This is a genomic window from Saccharopolyspora mangrovi (genome assembly GCF_035320975.1).
GTDB lineage: Bacteria > Actinomycetota > Actinomycetes > Mycobacteriales > Pseudonocardiaceae > Saccharopolyspora > Saccharopolyspora mangrovi.
In genome coordinates, this window is sequence record NZ_JAWLNX010000002.1 from 155,868 (window position 1) to 172,452 (window position 16,585).

At 69.2% G+C, this 16,585-nt stretch carries 15 protein-coding genes; 3 read left to right on the forward strand and 12 right to left on the reverse strand.

The annotated features are described in order from the left end of the window. Positions 1-26: 26 nt before the first annotated feature. From R4I43_RS03330 to R4I43_RS03350, 5 genes are all read right to left on the reverse strand, one after another. Positions 27-1,145 carry an NDMA-dependent alcohol dehydrogenase gene (locus R4I43_RS03330; RefSeq protein WP_324264003.1) on the reverse strand — a complete coding sequence of 373 codons (1,119 nt, stop codon included), beginning with the start codon at positions 1,143-1,145 and terminating at the stop codon, positions 27-29. Between the two features lie 70 nt (positions 1,146-1,215). Next, positions 1,216-2,862 (reverse strand): flavin-containing monooxygenase, encoded by a 1,647-nt coding sequence (locus R4I43_RS03335; protein ID WP_324264004.1) that lies wholly within the window; start codon positions 2,860-2,862, stop codon positions 1,216-1,218. Positions 2,863-2,989: 127 nt separating this feature from the next. Next, positions 2,990-3,919: an alpha/beta hydrolase gene (locus R4I43_RS03340; protein ID WP_324264005.1), complete on the reverse strand. Its 930-nt coding sequence runs from the start codon at positions 3,917-3,919 to the stop codon at positions 2,990-2,992. Between the two features lie 68 nt (positions 3,920-3,987). Further along, entirely contained in the window at positions 3,988-5,448 is a 1,461-nt protein-coding gene (locus R4I43_RS03345; protein WP_324264006.1) for an aldehyde dehydrogenase, read from the reverse strand. 23 nt (positions 5,449-5,471) lie between these two features. Next, positions 5,472-5,726 (reverse strand): hypothetical protein, encoded by a 255-nt coding sequence (locus tag R4I43_RS03350; protein WP_324264007.1) that lies wholly within the window; start codon positions 5,724-5,726, stop codon positions 5,472-5,474. A gap of 310 nt (positions 5,727-6,036) precedes the next feature. On the opposite strand from R4I43_RS03350, the gene R4I43_RS03355 reads away from it, so the two are divergent. Both R4I43_RS03355 and R4I43_RS03360 read left to right on the forward strand, forming a co-directional pair. Then, positions 6,037-6,795 (forward strand): SDR family NAD(P)-dependent oxidoreductase, encoded by a 759-nt coding sequence (locus R4I43_RS03355; protein ID WP_324264008.1) that lies wholly within the window; start codon positions 6,037-6,039, stop codon positions 6,793-6,795. Between the two features lie 12 nt (positions 6,796-6,807). After that, the gene (locus R4I43_RS03360; protein ID WP_324264009.1) at positions 6,808-7,599 is read left to right on the forward strand and encodes an amidohydrolase family protein; all 792 of its coding nucleotides are present in this window, start codon (positions 6,808-6,810) and stop codon (positions 7,597-7,599) included. A gap of 56 nt (positions 7,600-7,655) precedes the next feature. Here R4I43_RS03360 and R4I43_RS03365 read toward each other — a convergent pair whose 3' ends face one another. The 4 genes from R4I43_RS03365 to R4I43_RS03380 all read right to left on the reverse strand — a co-directional run bounded on the left by R4I43_RS03365 (position 7,656) and on the right by R4I43_RS03380 (position 12,498). Further along, positions 7,656-8,351, reverse strand: coding sequence for a FadR/GntR family transcriptional regulator (locus tag R4I43_RS03365; protein WP_324264010.1), 696 nt, complete (start codon positions 8,349-8,351; stop codon positions 7,656-7,658). 81 nt (positions 8,352-8,432) lie between these two features. Next, on the reverse strand, positions 8,433-9,455 hold the full coding sequence (locus R4I43_RS03370; protein WP_407691193.1) for a 2-oxoacid:ferredoxin oxidoreductase subunit beta: 1,023 nt from the start codon (positions 9,453-9,455) through the stop codon (positions 8,433-8,435). 5 nt (positions 9,456-9,460) lie between these two features. Further along, positions 9,461-11,347, reverse strand: coding sequence for a 2-oxoacid:acceptor oxidoreductase subunit alpha (locus tag R4I43_RS03375; protein WP_324264012.1), 1,887 nt, complete (start codon positions 11,345-11,347; stop codon positions 9,461-9,463). Further along, on the reverse strand, positions 11,344-12,498 hold the full coding sequence (locus R4I43_RS03380; RefSeq protein ID WP_324264013.1) for an acyl-CoA dehydrogenase family protein: 1,155 nt from the start codon (positions 12,496-12,498) through the stop codon (positions 11,344-11,346). The genes R4I43_RS03375 and R4I43_RS03380 overlap by 4 nt, the downstream gene beginning before the upstream one ends. Positions 12,499-12,579: 81 nt before the next feature. Between R4I43_RS03380 and R4I43_RS03385 the strand changes: the two genes are divergently transcribed. Then, on the forward strand, positions 12,580-13,344 hold the full coding sequence (locus R4I43_RS03385) for an SDR family NAD(P)-dependent oxidoreductase (RefSeq protein ID WP_324264014.1): 765 nt from the start codon (positions 12,580-12,582) through the stop codon (positions 13,342-13,344). Positions 13,345-13,396: 52 nt separating this feature from the next. Here the strand turns inward: R4I43_RS03385 and R4I43_RS03390 are convergent, their stop codons facing one another. The 3 genes from R4I43_RS03390 to R4I43_RS03400 are packed head-to-tail and all read right to left on the reverse strand — an operon-like array spanning position 13,397 to position 16,584. Beyond that, positions 13,397-14,623 (reverse strand): CaiB/BaiF CoA transferase family protein, encoded by a 1,227-nt coding sequence (locus tag R4I43_RS03390; RefSeq protein WP_324264015.1) that lies wholly within the window; start codon positions 14,621-14,623, stop codon positions 13,397-13,399. Positions 14,624-14,650: 27 nt separating this feature from the next. After that, positions 14,651-16,120, reverse strand: a complete 1,470-nt coding sequence (locus R4I43_RS03395) for an aldehyde dehydrogenase family protein (RefSeq protein ID WP_324264016.1) — start codon at positions 16,118-16,120, stop codon at positions 14,651-14,653. Further along, complete coding sequence (locus R4I43_RS03400) at positions 16,117-16,584, reverse strand: MaoC family dehydratase (RefSeq protein WP_324264017.1); 468 nt, start codon at positions 16,582-16,584, stop codon at positions 16,117-16,119. Before R4I43_RS03400 ends, R4I43_RS03395 begins: the two co-directional genes overlap by 4 nt. Position 16,585: the final 1 nt, after the last annotated feature.

The following is a 16,585-nucleotide window of genomic DNA, read 5'->3' on the forward strand; positions in this document are numbered from 1 at the left end:
TCATCTCGTTTCCGGGCATGCGCCCCTCAGTCGTAGACGATCACGCCGCGGATGTTCTTCCCCTCGCGGAGGTCCTGGAACGCGGTGTTGATGTCCTCCAGGGAGTAGGTGCGCGTCACGAGCTCGTCCAGCTTGAGCTCACCCCTGCGGTAGAGGTCGGCGATGAGCGGGATGTCGTTGCGCGAGTTGGTGCTCCCGTACAGCGTCCCCTGGAGACGCTTGCCGGACATGGCGAAGGTGAACAGGTCGATCTCCACGTTCCGCTGGGTCACCGGCGCCGCCGCGGTCAGGACGACCGTGCCGCCGCGCCGGGTCATCGCCTGCGCGGGCTCGAGGAGCGATCCGTGCGCGACGCCCACCGTGAGCAGGACCCGGTCGGCGCCCTGCCCGTTGGTCATCTCCGAGACCAGCTCCGCGGCCTGCTCGGCGTTTTCCGCCGTGTGCGTCGCACCGAACTCGGGGGCCCGTTGGCGCTTGTAGGCCACGGGATCCACGGCGATGATGTTCTTGGCACCCCGATGACGAGCACCCTGCACGGCGTTCATGCCGACCCCACCGACTCCGAAGATCACCACGGTGTCCCCGAGCTGCATGTCGGCGGCGTAGGCCGACGAGCCCCAGCCGGTCGGCACGCCGCACCCGATGAGCGCCGCCTTGTCCAGCGGGATGTCCTTGTCGATCTTCACCAGGGCGTCCACCGGGACGGTCACGTACGGCGCGAACGTCCCCAGGTAGGACATCGCCCCGACGCCCTTGCCCCTGGCGTGGATGCGGTGGGTGCCGTCGGGTGAGGTGCCGCCCAGCACGCCCGCGCCGAGGGCGCACATGTTCGAGCGTCCGCTGACGCACATGGTGCACCGCCCGCACGACGGGAGGAACGAGCACACCACGTGGTCACCCACCTCGAGCCCTTCCGCGCCGGGGCCGACCTCGGTCACCACACCGGCCCCCTCGTGCCCGCCGAGGATCGGCGCCCAGGGCAGCGGGATGTCGCCGGTGTCCAGGTGGTCGTCGCTGTGGCAGATGCCGGAGGCGGCCAGCTTGACCGTGGCCTCCCGCACCTTCGGCGGGTCGAGTTCGATCTCCTCCACCGACCAGCCCGAGCCGGTTCCCGGCTCCCACAGCAGCGCGCCTTGCGTCTTCATGTCGTGTCTCCTCGTGCCGAAGGGATGAGCAACGCCGGCCCCCTGCGGGCACCAGCGGAAAGAACCGGGTTCAGCTGATCGGGTCGAGCGCGGTGTCGTCCGCCTTCTGCAGCGCGAAACCTTCGTACCCGTTGGCGGCGACCTCGTCGCACTTCTGCCGGTAGGGCCCCACACCGCCGATGTAGGGCATGAACACGCGTGGCTTGCCGGGGACGTTGGCACCCATGTACCAGGAGTCGGTCTTGGTGAACAGCGTCGCCTCACCGCACTCCTGCACGTGGTCCGACCACTGCTTCTCCGCGGATTCGGTCGGTTCCACCACGGCGAGCTCCTGCTGGGACATGTGCGACAGCAGATCGCTGATCCAGTCGACGTGCTGCTCGATCGACACGATCATGTTGCTCAGCACCGAAGGGCTGCCCGGTCCGGTGATGGTGAACAGGTTGGGGAATCCGGTCGTGGTCAGCCCGAGGTACGTGGTGGGCCCCTCGGCCCACTTCTCCTGCAGGGAAACCCCGTCCCTGCCGACGATATCGATGGACAGCAGCGCGCCGGTCATGGCGTCGAATCCGGTCGCGAAGACGATGCTGTCGAACTCGTGCTCCCGCTCGGTGGTGCGCACCCCGTTCTCGGTGATCTCCACCAGCGGGGTCGCCCGCAGGTCGACCAGGTCGACGTCCTCGCGGTTGAAGGTCTCGTAGTAGCCGGTGTCCAAGCACGGCCGCTTCGTGCCGAACGCGTAGCCCCGGGGGCAGAGGATCTCCGCCTTCTCCGGATCGCGCACCACTTCCCGGACCTTGCCGCGCACAAACTCGGCGGCGGTCTCGTTCGCCCGCTCGTCGACCAGCAGGTCCGTGTACGCCTGCAGAACACCGGTGAGGTTGCCCCGGTTCCACCGCTCGGTGTACTTGGACCGGCGTTCCTCGTCATCGACCTCGAGGGCCGACTGGGTGGGCTCTTCCACCGCGATGCCGAAGCCCGACATCCGCGCCTCTTCCCGGATCCGCGGGTACTCGGCCTTGATCCCGGCGACCAGGTCCTGGTCGATGGGGCCGTTGAAGGTCGGGAGGCTGAAGTTGGCGGTGCGCTGGAACACGGTGAGGTGATCGGCGCGCTCGGCCAGGATCGGGATGGCTTGAATTCCCGACGATCCGGTGCCGATCACCGCGACCCGCTGACCGCTGAAGTCCACGCGCTCCTCCGGCCAGTGCGAGGTGTGGTACCAGTTTCCGGTGTAGTTCTCGATCCCGGGGATCTCGGGCAACTTCGGCTTGGACAGGCACCCCACCGCCATGATGCAGTACCGCGCGGAGACCTCATCGCCCTCGTCGGTGCGCACGGTCCAGCGGGACGACTCCTCGTCGAAGCGGGCCTCGGTGACCTTGGTGTTCAGCACGATGTCCCTGCGCAGATCGTGCCGATCGGCGACGTGGCTGATGTAGGCGTGGATCTCGGGCTGGCTGGGGTACTTCTCGGTCCACTCCCACTCCTGCTCGAGCTCCCGGTCGAAGGAGTACGAGTAGTGCATGCTCTCGACGTCGCAGCGGGCCCCCGGGTACTTGTTCCAGTACCAAGTCCCGCCCACGTCGGCACCGGCCTCGACGACCTTGGCGCTCATCCCGAGCCGGCGGAGCTTGTAGAGCATGTACAGGCCGGAGAAACCGGCACCGACCACCACAGCGTCGAGTTGCGCGGGAATGTTCCTCGTGTCGTTCATAAGAACCCGTCCTCGCAGTCGGATCATCCGTTGGGATTTGTCGGGGCCGTCATTCGGGCGCAACCGGGTGAGCGCTCCACCCGCGCGGATGGACGCTGCGAAGTTCTCTGCTGCGCTTCTCAGGTGGTCAGCTGATCGCGCGGAGGCGCTCGTCGATCTCCTCCACCACGTAGCTGATTCCTCGTTCGCTGCCGGGCAGCAGGTTCACCATGGTGAAGAAGCCGTGCATCTGGCCCGCGAATTGCTGGAGGGACACGCGAACGCCGGCGCTCTCGAGCGCCTTCGCGTAGGCCTGGCCCTCGTCGCGCAGCACGTCGTGCTCGGCGGTCAGGACCACCGCGGGCGCAAGCCCGGTCAGATCGACGGCACGCGCCGGGGAGGCGTCCGGGTGCTCCCGCGCTTCCGCGGAGGCGTAGTGGTTCCAGAACCAGATCATGCTGTCCCGGCTGAGCATGAGCTGGTTCTCCGGGTCGGTGTAGGACGCGGTGTCGAAATCGCAGTCCGTCACCGGGTACACCAGCACCTGCTGGGCGAGCGGGAGCTCGTTGTCGCGCGCCTTCCGGCTCATGATGGCCGCCAGGTTCCCGCCGGCGCTGTCTCCCGCCACGATCAGCGGAACCCGTTCTCCGCAGATCTCCTCGACGTTGCGGTCGACCCAGACCAGCGCGTCCCAGGCGTCCTCGACGGCGGCCGGGTACGGGTGTTCCGGTGCCAGCCGGTAGTCGACCAGCGCCACGGCGCAGCCCGTGCGGACGGCGAGCTGCCTGCCCAGCGTTTCGAACTCGTCGATCGCGCCGATCACCCAACCGCCGCCGTGGTAGTACACGATCGTTCCGCGGGGCTCGTCGTGGGGCACCAGGATCCGCACCGGGATGTCGCGGCCCTCAGCGGGAACCTGGATCAGTTCGCTCCGGGCGACTTCAGGGCCCTCGCCGAACATGTCCTTGAGCATGGCCGTCATACCGCGCGCCTGCTCCGGTTCCATCTCGTGCAGCGGAGGCAGTCCCGTCTCGGCCATCTGGGCGAGGAATCCGGATGTTGCTTCATCAAGAGCCATGTCGGACCTCTTTTGCGTGCAAGAAGGGGAATTCTGCGAGTGCTCGCGACGTCGGATCTCCGACGAAGTCAGCTGTACTGGATCAACTTCGTTTCGAGGTAAGCGGAAAGGCCTTCGACGTTGCCCTCGCGCCCGAGTCCGGATTGCTTGTAGCCACCGAAGGGCTGCACCACGCACATGCCCCACGTGTTGACCGAGATCTGCCCCGTCCGCACGCGGCGCGCGACCTGCTCCGCCAAGGCGGTGTCCGAGGCGTACACCGCCCCGGAGAGCCCGTAGTCGGAGTCGTTGGCGATGGCGACGGCTTCGTCGACGCTGTCGAACGGGATGACGCAGATGACCGGGCCGAAGATCTCCTCGCGTGCGATGCGCATGTCGTTGCGGACATCGGCGAAGACGGTCGGCTGGACGTAGTAGCCGCGGTCGAGCCCTGCGGGACGGCCACCGCCGGTGACCAACCTCGCCCCTTCTTCGACGCCGATGCGGATGTAGTTCTCCACCCGGTCCCGCTGGCGCTCAGCGGCGAGGGGACCCAGCACCGTGCCCTCGGCCTCGGGGGCGCCGACCGGAAGGCCTTCCAGCATCGGCACCATCGCGTCGAGCAGTTCCTGCTGCCGTTCGCGCGGCACCAGAATCCGGGTGAGCGCGGCGCAGACCTGGCCGGAGTGCCCGATCCCGGCCGGGACGAGGGTGGGCAGCACCTCGTCCAGCGGGATGTCGTCAGCGATGATGCCGGCCGACTTCCCACCCAGTTCCAGCGTCACCCGGGCGACCCGTTGGCCGCACAGGCTCATGATCCGCTTGCCCGCGGCGGTGCTGCCGGTGAAGGCGACCTTGTCCACGTCGGGATGGCTCACGAGGTGCTCGCCGACCTCCCGACCGGCGGGCAGCACGCTGATGACCCCCTCGGGCAGGCCCGCGGCCTCCAGGGCCTCGGCGAGCATCATGACGCTGACCGGCCCTTCGGGCGCGGGTTTGAGCACCACCGCGCACCCGGCCGCCAGGGCCGGGCCGATCTTCAGCGACGCGGTGGCCACCGGCCCGTTCCACGGGATGATCGTGGCGACGACACCGACCGGTTCCCGGACGAGCCTGCCACGTCCCTCGGCCCACTCGCGCTCCTCCTCGAACACAGCGCGCTCGTGCAGAGTGGACACGTCGCCCCACATCTTCAGGGCGTTCTGGTGGAACGCTTCGCTCACCGCGGCCGGAGCTCCGATCTCCGCGGTGAAGGCCCCGGCCATGTCGGCGAACCGCTTCTCGACCTCTTCGCCCACGCGAGCGAGGACCTCACCGCGCTCGGCCGGGGTCATGCGCGGCCAGGGTCCCTCGTCGAACGCCTTCCGCGCGGCGGCCACGGCCGCGTCGACGTCCGCCTCGCGCGCCTCGGGGACGGTCGCGATGACCTCTTCGGTGCTGGGCGAGACGACTTCGATGAGGCGGTCGCTGGACGGTTTCACCCAACGCCCGCCGATGAACAGCTTCGAGTAGCTCTTGAGCGGAGTAGGGGCGGCCACGGTTGTGGACATGTGTTCTCTCCTGGTGGTCTCGCTCAACGGACTCCGACCGCGACGGTTCCTGCTGTCGCGGTGAGCCGGTCGGCCGGTCGTTCACCGACCGTGAAGGCGGTCAGGCTCGTTAACGCGGTGGTCGCGGGCATCAGCACCGGCACGTCGACGATCGGCGGGTTCTCGGCTCCGCTCGCGTTCGGGTGCTGGTCCACGACGACCGCGGGGGCGTCGGCACGGCAGGAGCTGCAGGTGCCCGCGGCGCGGGGCTCGACGTCGTCAGCCACTGTGTCCGACATCTGCCTCACTCCTGTTCTCCACGTTGAAAACAGCTGGCACACGGGCGATGACCGGATGCGCGAGCCGGGTGCGACTCACCTCGGCGTGACGGCCAACACAGCCACCTTGGCCCGCGATATGTCCGAAGTCAATACCGTTCATTATATTCATAGTAATTGTTTTTGAGGACGCGCGCGTTCCGCTCACGCACCGCCGGGCGCCCCCTCAAGACGGCGCCACCTCGAAGATCAGGCGAGCACGGCGCCTCCTCGACGGCCTTGACAGCCCGGCTAATTCAATATAATGATCTCAAGAATTCAGGGAGCGTGGATGGAGACAGCGTCTAGACCGGCGGCCCTGGTGACCGGAGCCGCCTCCGGAATGGGCCGCGCCACGGCGTGGGCGTTCGCGTCCGCCGGCTACCGGGTCGTGCTGGCCGACATCAACGCCGACGCCGGCGGCGAAGCGGCGGACGAGATCACCTCACGAGGCCTCGAGGCGCACTTCGTGCGTGCCGACGTCACCAAGTCGGACGAGGTGGAGAACATGGTCGCCGCCGCGACCGACCGCTACGGGCGGCTCGACTGCGCGGTGAACAACGCGGCGTGCCCGCCCGACCGCGAGCGCATCGTCGACGCCGACGTCGAATCCTTCCGCGAGGTCGTGGAGATCAACCTGACCTCGGTGCTGGTGTGCCTGAAGTACGAGCTCGCACAGATGCTCGGCCGAGGCGGACCGGGATCGATCGTCAACATCGGGTCGATCCGCTCCTTCCGAGCCGGCGCCGGATCCCCGGCCTACACCGCCGCGAAGCACGCGATCATCGGGCTGACCCGCACCGCCGCCCTGGAGTGCTCCGGGACCGGGGTGCGTGTCAACGCGGTCTGCCCCGGGGCCATCGACACCCCGATGCTTCGGCAGTCCCGATCCACCCGTGCCGAGGGCGCGGTGGCGGCACACCTGGGCACGCTCGGGCGCCTCGGGACTCCCGACGAGGTCGCGCAGGCCAGCCTGTGGCTGTGCTCGTCCGCGTCATCCCTGGTCACAGGTCAAGCGCTGGTGGCCGATGGCGGCTACCTCATCCAGTGAAAGGGCAGAGCCATGATCATCGACGCGCACACGCACGTCTGGCCCGACGCGATCGCTGAACGGGCGCTGACCGCCAACCGCTTGCCGGGGTTGCAGGCGGTCGGCAACGGCAAAGCGAGCTCGCTGGCGGCCGAGATGGAGGCCAAGGGCGTCGACCACAGCCTCGCGCTCGGGGTCGCCGGGGCGGCGAAGAACGTGGACCGCACCAACGAGTTCATCGCCTCGCTCAACGGCGAGACCTTCACCCCGTTCGGCACCGTGCACGTCGACCTCCCCGTCGAGGAGAACCTGGCGAGCCTGCGCCGCCACGGCCTTCGCGGCGTGAAGGTCCATCCCCTGTTCCAGAACTACGGGCTCATGCACGAGCGGCTGTGGGAGCTGTTCGAGGCCTTCGGGGACGAGATCGGCGTGATCGTGCACGTCGGCGCGGGAGGCAGCGGAGCGGTGAACGAGCTGAGCACGCCGCGCATGCTGCGCGAGATCGTGCGCGCCTTCCCGCAGCTGCGGCTGGTGGCGTGCCACTTCGGCGGCTACCACATGCTGGCCGAAGCCGAGCAGGAACTGCGCGGGCTGGACGTCGTGCTCGAGACCTCGTGGCCGCCCGCTCTCAGCGAGGTCGACCCCGCGACCGTGCGACGGCTGATCACCCGGCACGGCGTCGAGCGGATCGTGTTCGGCTCGGACTGGCCCATGACCGACCCGGCGAAGGAGATCGCGGCCATCCGCGCGCTCAACCTCGGCGACGACGCGGAGTCCGCCGTGCTGGGCGGCAACCTCGCCCGCGTCCTCCGGCTCGACGTGTAGACGCCGGCCCCGATCGAGAGCTCGTCGCGATCGGTTCGTCCGCGAGCGGCTCGCGCCTAGCGCCAGTCGACGACCTCGTTCATGAGCTGCGGCTCGCGCTTGGCGATGGTCTTGGCGTACTCGCTCATGTGCTCGCGCATGAGCTGTTCGGCCACCTCCGGCTCACCGGAGATGATCGCATCGGCGATGTCGGCGTGGACCCGACGCACCGGGTCGCGGCGGCGTGCGACGTACACACCGGACGCCCGCTCGGTGAAGAGGTCTTTCAGCGCCCGCGCGAACAGGCTCAGCAGGCCGTTGCCGGCCATCGACAACACCTTCGCGTGAAAAGCGTTGCTCGCCGTGAGCCACTCGTCGTCGGTCTTCGCGGCGAATCCCCGCTCGACGATCTCGCGCAGCTCCTCGTCGTCGGAGGGATCGTGCCGCTCCGCGGCGAGCCGGGCGACGAGCGGTTCGAGGATCAGCCTGGCCTCGACCAGCTCGCTGAACTCGATGCCCTGCACCTGGAAGAAGAGAGTGGCCATCCGGCCGAACTCGCGGCTGTCCACTTCCGACACCACGGGTCCGCCACCAGGCCCCGGCTTCATGCGGATGAGCCCGTGCACCTCCAGCACGCGCAACGCCTCCCGCAGAGACGCCCGCGCCACCTGGAAGCGCTGGAGCATCACGCTCTCGGACTCCAGCATGTCGCCTGGCGAGAGCTTGCGCTGCGCGATGTCCCGCACGATTTCACGCGCGATGATGGAAGACACCTTCTCGCCACGGCGCTCCCACGCTACGCTGACCGATTCACTCATAATGGTTCGCAGCATACCGGCCGGAGGGCGAGGAGTTCACGTCACCGTCCACGTGTCCGCTCCGCTCATGTGAGCCCGGAACTCGGCGTCGCCGCCCGCCTCGCCGCTCTGGGCACTTCGCAGGCGTTCGCGCACGAGGTCGTCGTAGACCGGGCGGGACACGCTGCGCAACACGCCGGTCACGACGTGTTGCAGGTCCTGGCTCGACACGCGGCTGAGCGCATAAGCGTATTCCGGATCATCGCTGACCGCATCGTGCACGAGGAGTTCGTGCGGCTCGACCTCGTCCGTGGGCAGCACGCGCAGCCCGAAGCCGTCGCGGACCACGCACTGCTCACCGTCGGCACCGAAGACGATCGGCTCGCCGTGGACGAGCGGGATCAGCCGGTTCGACGCCTCGCCCTTCGCGCGCAGCAGGTCGAACGAACCGTCGTTGAAGATCGGACAATCCTGCAGGACCTCCACCAGCGCCGTGCCCCGGTGCGCGGCCGCCTGGCGCAGCACGTCGGCCAGCCCTCTGCGGTCCGAGTCCAGCGCCCGGGCCACGAAGGACGCCTCGGCACCCAGCGCCAGCGACAGGGGGCTCAGCGGGGAGTCGAGGGAGCCCTCCGGCGTGCTCTTGGTGATCTTGCCGGTCTCCGAGGTCGGCGAGTACTGGCCCTTGGTCAGCCCGTAGATCCGGTTGTTGAACAGCAGGATCTTCAGGTTCACGTTGCGGCGCAGCGCGTGGATCAAGTGGTTGCCGCCGATCGACAACGCATCGCCGTCACCGGTCACCACCCACACGGACAGATCGGGCCGCGAGACCGACAACCCGGTCGCGATCGCCGGAGCACGGCCGTGGATCGAGTGCATCCCGTAGGTGTCGAGGTAGTACGGGAACCGGGACGAACACCCGATCCCGGACACGAAAACGATGTTCTCGCGCCGCAGTCCGAGTTCCGGCAGCAGGCCGCGAACCGTGGCGAGGATCGGGTAGTCGCCGCAGCCGGGACACCACCGCACCTCCGATGAGGAGGTGAAGTCCTTCGCGGTGAGTCCCAGGTCAACACCGGCCACAGTGGTCACGTCGCGATTTCCTCTCCTCGCGCCACAGCGACCGCCGCGGCCATCTTGTTCCGCTCGGTGGCGGCCATCGTGCCGGCCTCGACCTCGAGCAGGACTTCTTCCAACTCCTCGGCGAGGAACGCTCGCCCGGCGACCTTGGTCACCGGCTGCGCGTCGACGAGGTAGCGAGCGCGCAACAGCATCGAGAGCTGCCCGAGGTTCATCTCCGGCACGACGACGCGCTCGTAGCTGCGCAGCACCTCACCGAGATTGGAAGGCAGCGGGTTCAGGTGGCGCAGATGCGCCTGCGCGATCGGCACGCCCCGGTCCCGCACCCGGCGGCACGCCGCGCCGATCGGCCCGTACGAACTCCCCCAGCCCACGACGAGCGTCCGGGCACGTCCGGACGGGTCGTCCACGACCACCTCCGGCACGTCGACGCCGTCGACCTTGGCCTGCCGCACCCGGACCATCAGGTCGTGGTTGTCCGGGTCGTAGGAGATCGCGCCGTCCCAGTGGGACTTCTCCAGCCCGCCGATGCGGTGCTCCAGCCCTGCGGTGCCCGGCACCGCCCACGGACGCGCGAGCGTGTCCGGGTCGCGCCGGTACGGAGCGAACGCTTCCGCATCGGCCTCGGCGAAGGCGGGGTCGATGCGGGGGAGGTCGTCGAGATCCGGGATCCGCCAGGGCTCCGAGCCGTTGGCGATCGCACCGTCGGAGAGCAGCAGCACCGGCGTCCGGTAGGTCACGGCGATCCGCGCGGCTTCCACGGCCGCGTCGAAGCAGTCCGCGGGTGATCTCGGCGCGACCACCGGAACCGGCGATTCGCCGTTGCGGCCGTGCAGGGCCTGGAACAGGTCTGCCTGCTCGGTCTTGGTCGGCAGCCCGGTGGACGGCCCGCCTCGCTGCACGTCGACGACGAGCAAGGGCAGTTCGGTCATCACCGCCAGCCCGATCGTCTCGCTCTTGAGCGCCAGCCCCGGCCCGGAGGTGGTCGTCACGCCCAACGCCCCGCCGAAGGCCGCGCCCAGGGCAGCGCCGATTCCGGCGATCTCGTCCTCGGCCTGGAACGTCGTCACCCCGAACCGCGTGAGCCTGCTCAGCTCGTGCAGGATGTCGCTTGCCGGTGTGATCGGGTAGCTGCCGAGGAACACCGGCAGCCCGGCGCGCCGGCCCGCCGCCACCAGGCCCTGCGACAGGGCCACGTTCCCGGTCACCTGCCGGTAGGTACCCGCAGGCAGTCGCGCGGGTGCGATCTCGATGGTCGAGGCGAAGGCCTCGGTGGTCTCGCCGTAGTTCCAACCCGCGCGGAAGGCCAGCACGTTGGCCTCGCCGACCTCCGGTGTGCGGGCGAACTTCTCGCGCAGGAACCGCTCGGTGCCCTCCGTCGGGCGCTGGTACATCCAGCACAGCAGCCCGAGCGCGAACATGTTCTTCGCCCGGGCAGCGTCGCGCTTGCCCACCCCGGCCGGCTCGACCGCACCCCGGGTGAGCGTCGACATGGGCACCTCGTGCACCACCAAGCCGGTGAGCTCGGCCAGCGGATCGCCCTCGTAACCGGCCTTGGTCAGGTTCCGCTTGGTGAACTCGTCGGTGTTGACCAGCAGCACGCCCCCGGCGCGGAGGTCACCGACGTTGGCCTTCAGCGCGGCCGGGTTCATCACCACGAGCACGTCCGGACAGTCTCCCGGCGTGAGGATGTCGTAGTCGGCGAAGTGGATCTGGAAGCTCGAGACACCGGGCAGCGTTCCCTGCGGGGCCCGGATCTCGGCCGGGAAGTTCGGCTGGGTCGCCAGGTCGTTGCCGAAGGCCGCGGCCTCGGCGGTGAAGCGGTCACCGGCCAGTTGCATCCCATCCCCGGAATCACCGGCGAACCGGACGACGGCCCGGTTCGGCGCGGTCACCGTGTCACGCCCTTCACCAGCTGCTTGGCCAGCGAGTCGAGGATGACCTCGGTGGTGCCCTCGTAGATCCGCATCGGACGCGCCTCCCGGTACAGCCGCTCGATCTTACTGCCCTGGACGAGGCCGAACCTGCCCATCGTCTGGACTGACCGGTCGACCACGCGTCCGGCGATCTCGGTCGCACCCACCTTCGCCATGGACGACAGGTGCAGGTTCGCCAGCGGGTCGCGCGCCGCTGCTTCAGCCGCGCGGTAGGTCAGCGCGCGGGCCATCTCGATCTCGGTCCACGAGGTCGCCAGGCTGCCGGGCACGGAGCCCAAGCGGGCCAGGTTCACGCCGAACTGCTCACGCCCCGCGGCGTGCCGGACGGCTTCCTCCAGCGCGGCGGTGGCGAGTCCGACCGCTGCGCCCGCGACCGACACCCGGAAGGTCGCCAGCGTCGAGAGCACCAGGGTGAACCCCTCCCCCGGTGCCCCGAGCCGGTGGTTCTCCGGGACCCGGACCTCGTCGAGCACGACGTCGCCGAGCACGTGCGGCGCGATGATCTGGTGCGGCTTGGTCACCGAAACGCCGCTGGTGGTGGCGGGCACCAGCACCAGCGAGTAGCTCTCGCCCTCGCACGCCAGCACGCAGTAGAAGTCCGCGTCCCCGGCGTTGGTGATGAACGACTTGCGCCCGTTGAGGACGAGATGGCCGTCGCGCCGGACCAACGTCGTCGACAACGCCTTCAGGTCCGATCCCACGTCGGGCTCGGTGAGGGCCAGCGCGGCGATCGCCTCCAGCCGGCCGACCGCGGGGAGCCACTCGTCGCGCACCGCGTCGCTGCCACCTGCGCTGATCGCGTAGCTACCGATTCCCTGCATGCCCAGCAGGGAGTCGAGGTGCGCGCTCTCGGCTGCGAACGCCTCCCGCGCCAAGGTGACGGCGAGCGAATCGACCCGTTCGTAGCGGCCCCCGAACTCCTCCGGGACCATGATCGAGCCGATGCCGCTGGCGGCGAGGCGCTTGCGCATTTCCGGGTCGATGTCGCCGGCTTCGTCGGCGCGCTCGGCGATGTCGCGCACGGATGCCGCGAACTCCCGGGCTTCCCGTTGCAGCGCAAGGTACTCCTCCGACAGCTCGAACAGCCGTCCATCCTCCGCGTCAGCCACCGCAGCTCCTTCAACTTCTGGCATATTTATGATTACCATAACAATGAATTTTCCCGCGTCAACCAACGCCGAGGTGACCTCATGACCTTCGATCCGACCAGTGCGTTCGACCTCAGCGGCCGCGTGGCGATGGTGACCGGCGGCAGCCGTGGGCTGGGCAAGGCCATCGCCTTGGGGCTGGCCCGAGCCGGTGCCGACGTCATCATCTCCAGCCGCAAGCAGGAAGCCTGCGAGGAAGCCGCCGCCGAGGTGGAGCGCGAGACGGGCCGCAGGGCGCACCCGATCAGCGCGCACGTCGGCCGGTGGGACCGGCTGGACGGGCTCGTCGACGACGTCTACCAGCGGGTCGGGCGGGTCGACGTGCTGGTCAACAACGCCGGCATGTCACCGCTCTACGACAGCGTCGAAGGCATCACCGAGGAGCTGTTCGACAAGGTGATCGCGGTCAACCTCAAAGGACCGTTCCGGCTTTCCGCCTTGGTGGGCAGCCGGATGGCCGAGAGCGGAGGCGGATCGATCATCAACATCAGCAGCGCGGCCGCCACCCGCCCGCGGCCCTCGGTGCTCCCCTACGCCGCCGCCAAGGCAGGGCTGAACGCGATCACCACGGGCTTCGCGCACACCTTCGGCCCGTCGGTGCGCTGCAACGCCATCATGGCCGGAACCTTCCACACCGACGTCAGCGCGTCCTGGGACCCCGCCGAGTTCGCCGCCCGAGCCCAGCGCTTCGCGCTGCAACGGGGCGGCCGGCCGGACGAAATCGTGGGCATGGCGGTGTACCTGGCGTCCGAGGCGTCCAGCTACACGACCGGCGCGGTGCTCGCCGTCGACGGCGGACAGCCGTAGGCTCACCGGCCGGGCCCGTTCCCAGGGCCCGGCCGGTCATCTCAGAACCGGATCACCCCGGAGCATCACCGCGACCGGTGATCACACCCCCAGCGACCAGCGCCCCGAGCTCATCGCCGGAGAGCCCGAGCCCCGCCCCCAGCACCTCGTGAGTGTGCTCGCCGACTCCGGGCACACCGTCGTAGGAAGGCCCCTCGTAACCGGACAGGTGCAGCACCGGACCGGGCGTCAGGACCGAATCCCAGCCGCCCGGACCGGTGATGCCCACGAGCGTGCGCTCCAGGAAGTGCGGATCTGCGACGATGTCGGAGGCGTCGTTGACTGGCGCGCACACCACTTCGTGCTCCTCGAGCACGGCGAGAGCCGCATCCCTGGGCAACGACTCGACCCAGTCGCTGACGTACTTCTGCAGCAGGTCGTTGTGCTCCAGTCGGGCCGGCCCGGTGGCGAACCTCGGGTCCTCGATCATGTCCGGCTGGCCCATCGCGGTGAACAGCCTGGTGGCGATCACCTGGTTCGACGCCGCGATCGACAGGAACTTCCCGTCCGCCGCCTGGTAGATGCCGCGAGGCGATGCGGCACCGGTGGCGTTGCCGATGCGACCCTGCACCTCACCGAGCCCCGTGTACTTCAGCACCATGTCGCCGACGATGAACAGCAGCGGCTCGTACAGCGCCACATCCACGACCTCGCCCCGCCCGGTGCGCTCCCTGCGGAACAACGACATCGCCGTGCCCATCGCCGCCGAGATCCCCGCGATGGAGTCGGCGAACCCGAACGGAGGCGAGGTCGGGGGGTGCTCGGGCCAGCCGTTGATGTGGGCGAACCCGCTGGCCGTCTCCGCCACCGTGCCGAATCCCGGCCGGTTCCGGTACGGCCCGGTCTGCCCGAAGCCCGAGATCCTGGTCAGGACCAGGCTCGGGTTCTGCTCGCTGAGCACCTCGTACCCGAGCCCCCAGCCTTCCAGCCGCCCCGGGCGGAACGACTCGACGACGACGTCGACCTCGGCGGCCAAGCGGCGCACCAGGCCTCGGCCGCCCGGCTGGCGGAGGTCGATGCCCACGGACCGCTTGCCGCTGTTGAGCCTGCCGAACCCGAGCGAAAGGCCGTCCTTCTGCGGCACCCACTGGCGCGCGTAATCACCGTTGACCGGATCTTCCGCTTTGATGACCTCGGCGCCGAAATCACGCAGCATCCTCCCGGCGGTCGGTGCGGCGTAGCCCGCACCCAGTTCGAGCACGCGCACACCGGCCAGCGGCGCGTCACCGGCTTCTGCCATGACCCCTCCCTTTCGATCGCCCGCGCTCTACACGCGCCACTGGACGTGCCGGGGCTCCAGGTACTCGTGGATGCCCCACTCACCGATCTCCCGGCCCACGCCCGAACGCCCCGAACCGCCGAACGGCGCATCCGGCCGCATCGCACCACCGCCGTTGATCCACACGGTTCCGGCCCGCAACCGCTCCGAGACGCGCTTGCCCTCCTCGAGGTCCGGCGCCCAGACGTTGGCCGCCAGCCCGTAGGCGGTGTCGTTGGCCAGCGCGACGGCCTCCTCGGCGTCCCGGAACGGCAGCACGACCGCCACCGGGCCGAAGATCTCCTGCTGCACAGCGCGCGCGGTGTGCGGCAAGCCGCCCAGCAGCGCGGGGTTGATGAAGTAGCCCTTGCCGGGCAGCGGCCGGTCGACCGACAGCAGGACCCGGCCGCCCTCCTCCAGCGAGCCGTCGACGAAGCTCTGCACCCGGTCGCGGTGGTCGGGCCGGATCATCGGCCCGATGTTGGTCTTCGGATCCCACGGGTCCCCGACGTGCATCTGGTCGAACGCCCCCGCGCTCGCGGCCAGGAAGCGGTCGTACAGCTCGTCGTGCACCAGCAACCGGGCCAGCGCCGCGCACCCCTGGCCGCCGTTGCGCGACCAGCGCAGGTGCATCTCCTCGGCGAACGACTCGACCTCGCAGCCGGGCAGCACGATGCTCGCCGACTTCCCGCCGAGTTCGAGCGTCACGCCGCTGAGGTTCGCGGCCGCCTGCTCCATGATCTTCGCGCCGACCGCGTCGGAACCGGTGAAGGAGACCTTGTCCACCCCCGGGTGCGAGGACAGCCGCCGCCCCACCTCGGCGTCGCCGACGATCACGTTGAACACGCCGTCCGGCAGGTCCGCCTCGCGGCTGAGCTCGCCCAGCAGCAGGGTGGTCAGCGGCGTGCGCGGCGACGGCAGAAGCACCACCGTGCAGCCCGCGGCCAGCGCGGCGCCGAACTTGAAGATGGCCAGGTTGAGCGGGTAGTTGTAACCGGTGATGGCCGCGACGACGCCCACCGGGTAGTGGGAGACCTCGCTGATGGTCGGCACCGGCTGGTCGTAGCCCCCGAGGTGCACGGTGCGGTCCTTCTTGGCCGCCTCGGCCTGCCAGCGCAGGTGCCCCAGCCCCATCTTGACCTGGAGCCCTTCGGCCAGCGACACCGGTGTGCCGACCTCGTTGACGATCGAGGCGAGCAGTTCGTCGACGCGGGCCTCCAGCACGTCGGCCAGCCGGTGGATGGCCGCCGAACGCTCGTCCGGCCGGAGGGCGGCCCAGCCCCCGAAGGCCTCCCGCGCCGCGCGGACCGCCTGGTCGACCTGCTCGGCGGAGGCACCGCCGACTTCGGCCAGGACCTCCTCCGTGGCCGGGTTGACCACGTCCCAGCGCCCTCCGGCCGGCTGCACCGGCTTGTTGGCGATGGTCAGCGTGCGCACGCCGGGCACGTAGTCGCGCAGCGACTCGGGTGTCTTGGTCATCGGGCGCCCTCTTCTTCCTGTTTCTTCGCCATCAAGCCGACTCGGTGCAGCAGGCAGACGAGCGTGTCGTCCTGGTTGAAACCGCGATGCTCGAACCACACGATCCCGGAGTCGTCGCGGCTGGTGGACTCCCGCTTGTCCAGGATCGTCGTCTCCGCGCGCAAGGTGTCCCCGTGGAACACCGGGTGCGGGAACTGGATCTTGTCGTAGCCGAGGTTGCCGAGGGTGGTTCCCATCGTCAGCTCCGGCACGTGGAACGCCCCGATCAGCGCCACCGTGAACAGGCTGTTGACCACCCTCGCGCCGTGCACGCTCTTCTTGGCGAACTCCTCGTCGAGGTGCAGCGGCTGCAGGTTCATCGTCAGCGAGGTGAACATGACGTTGTCCATCTCGGTGACCGTGCGGGTGAACGGATGCTTGTACTCCGCCCCGATCTCGAACTCCTCGAAGTACAGACCGCGCATG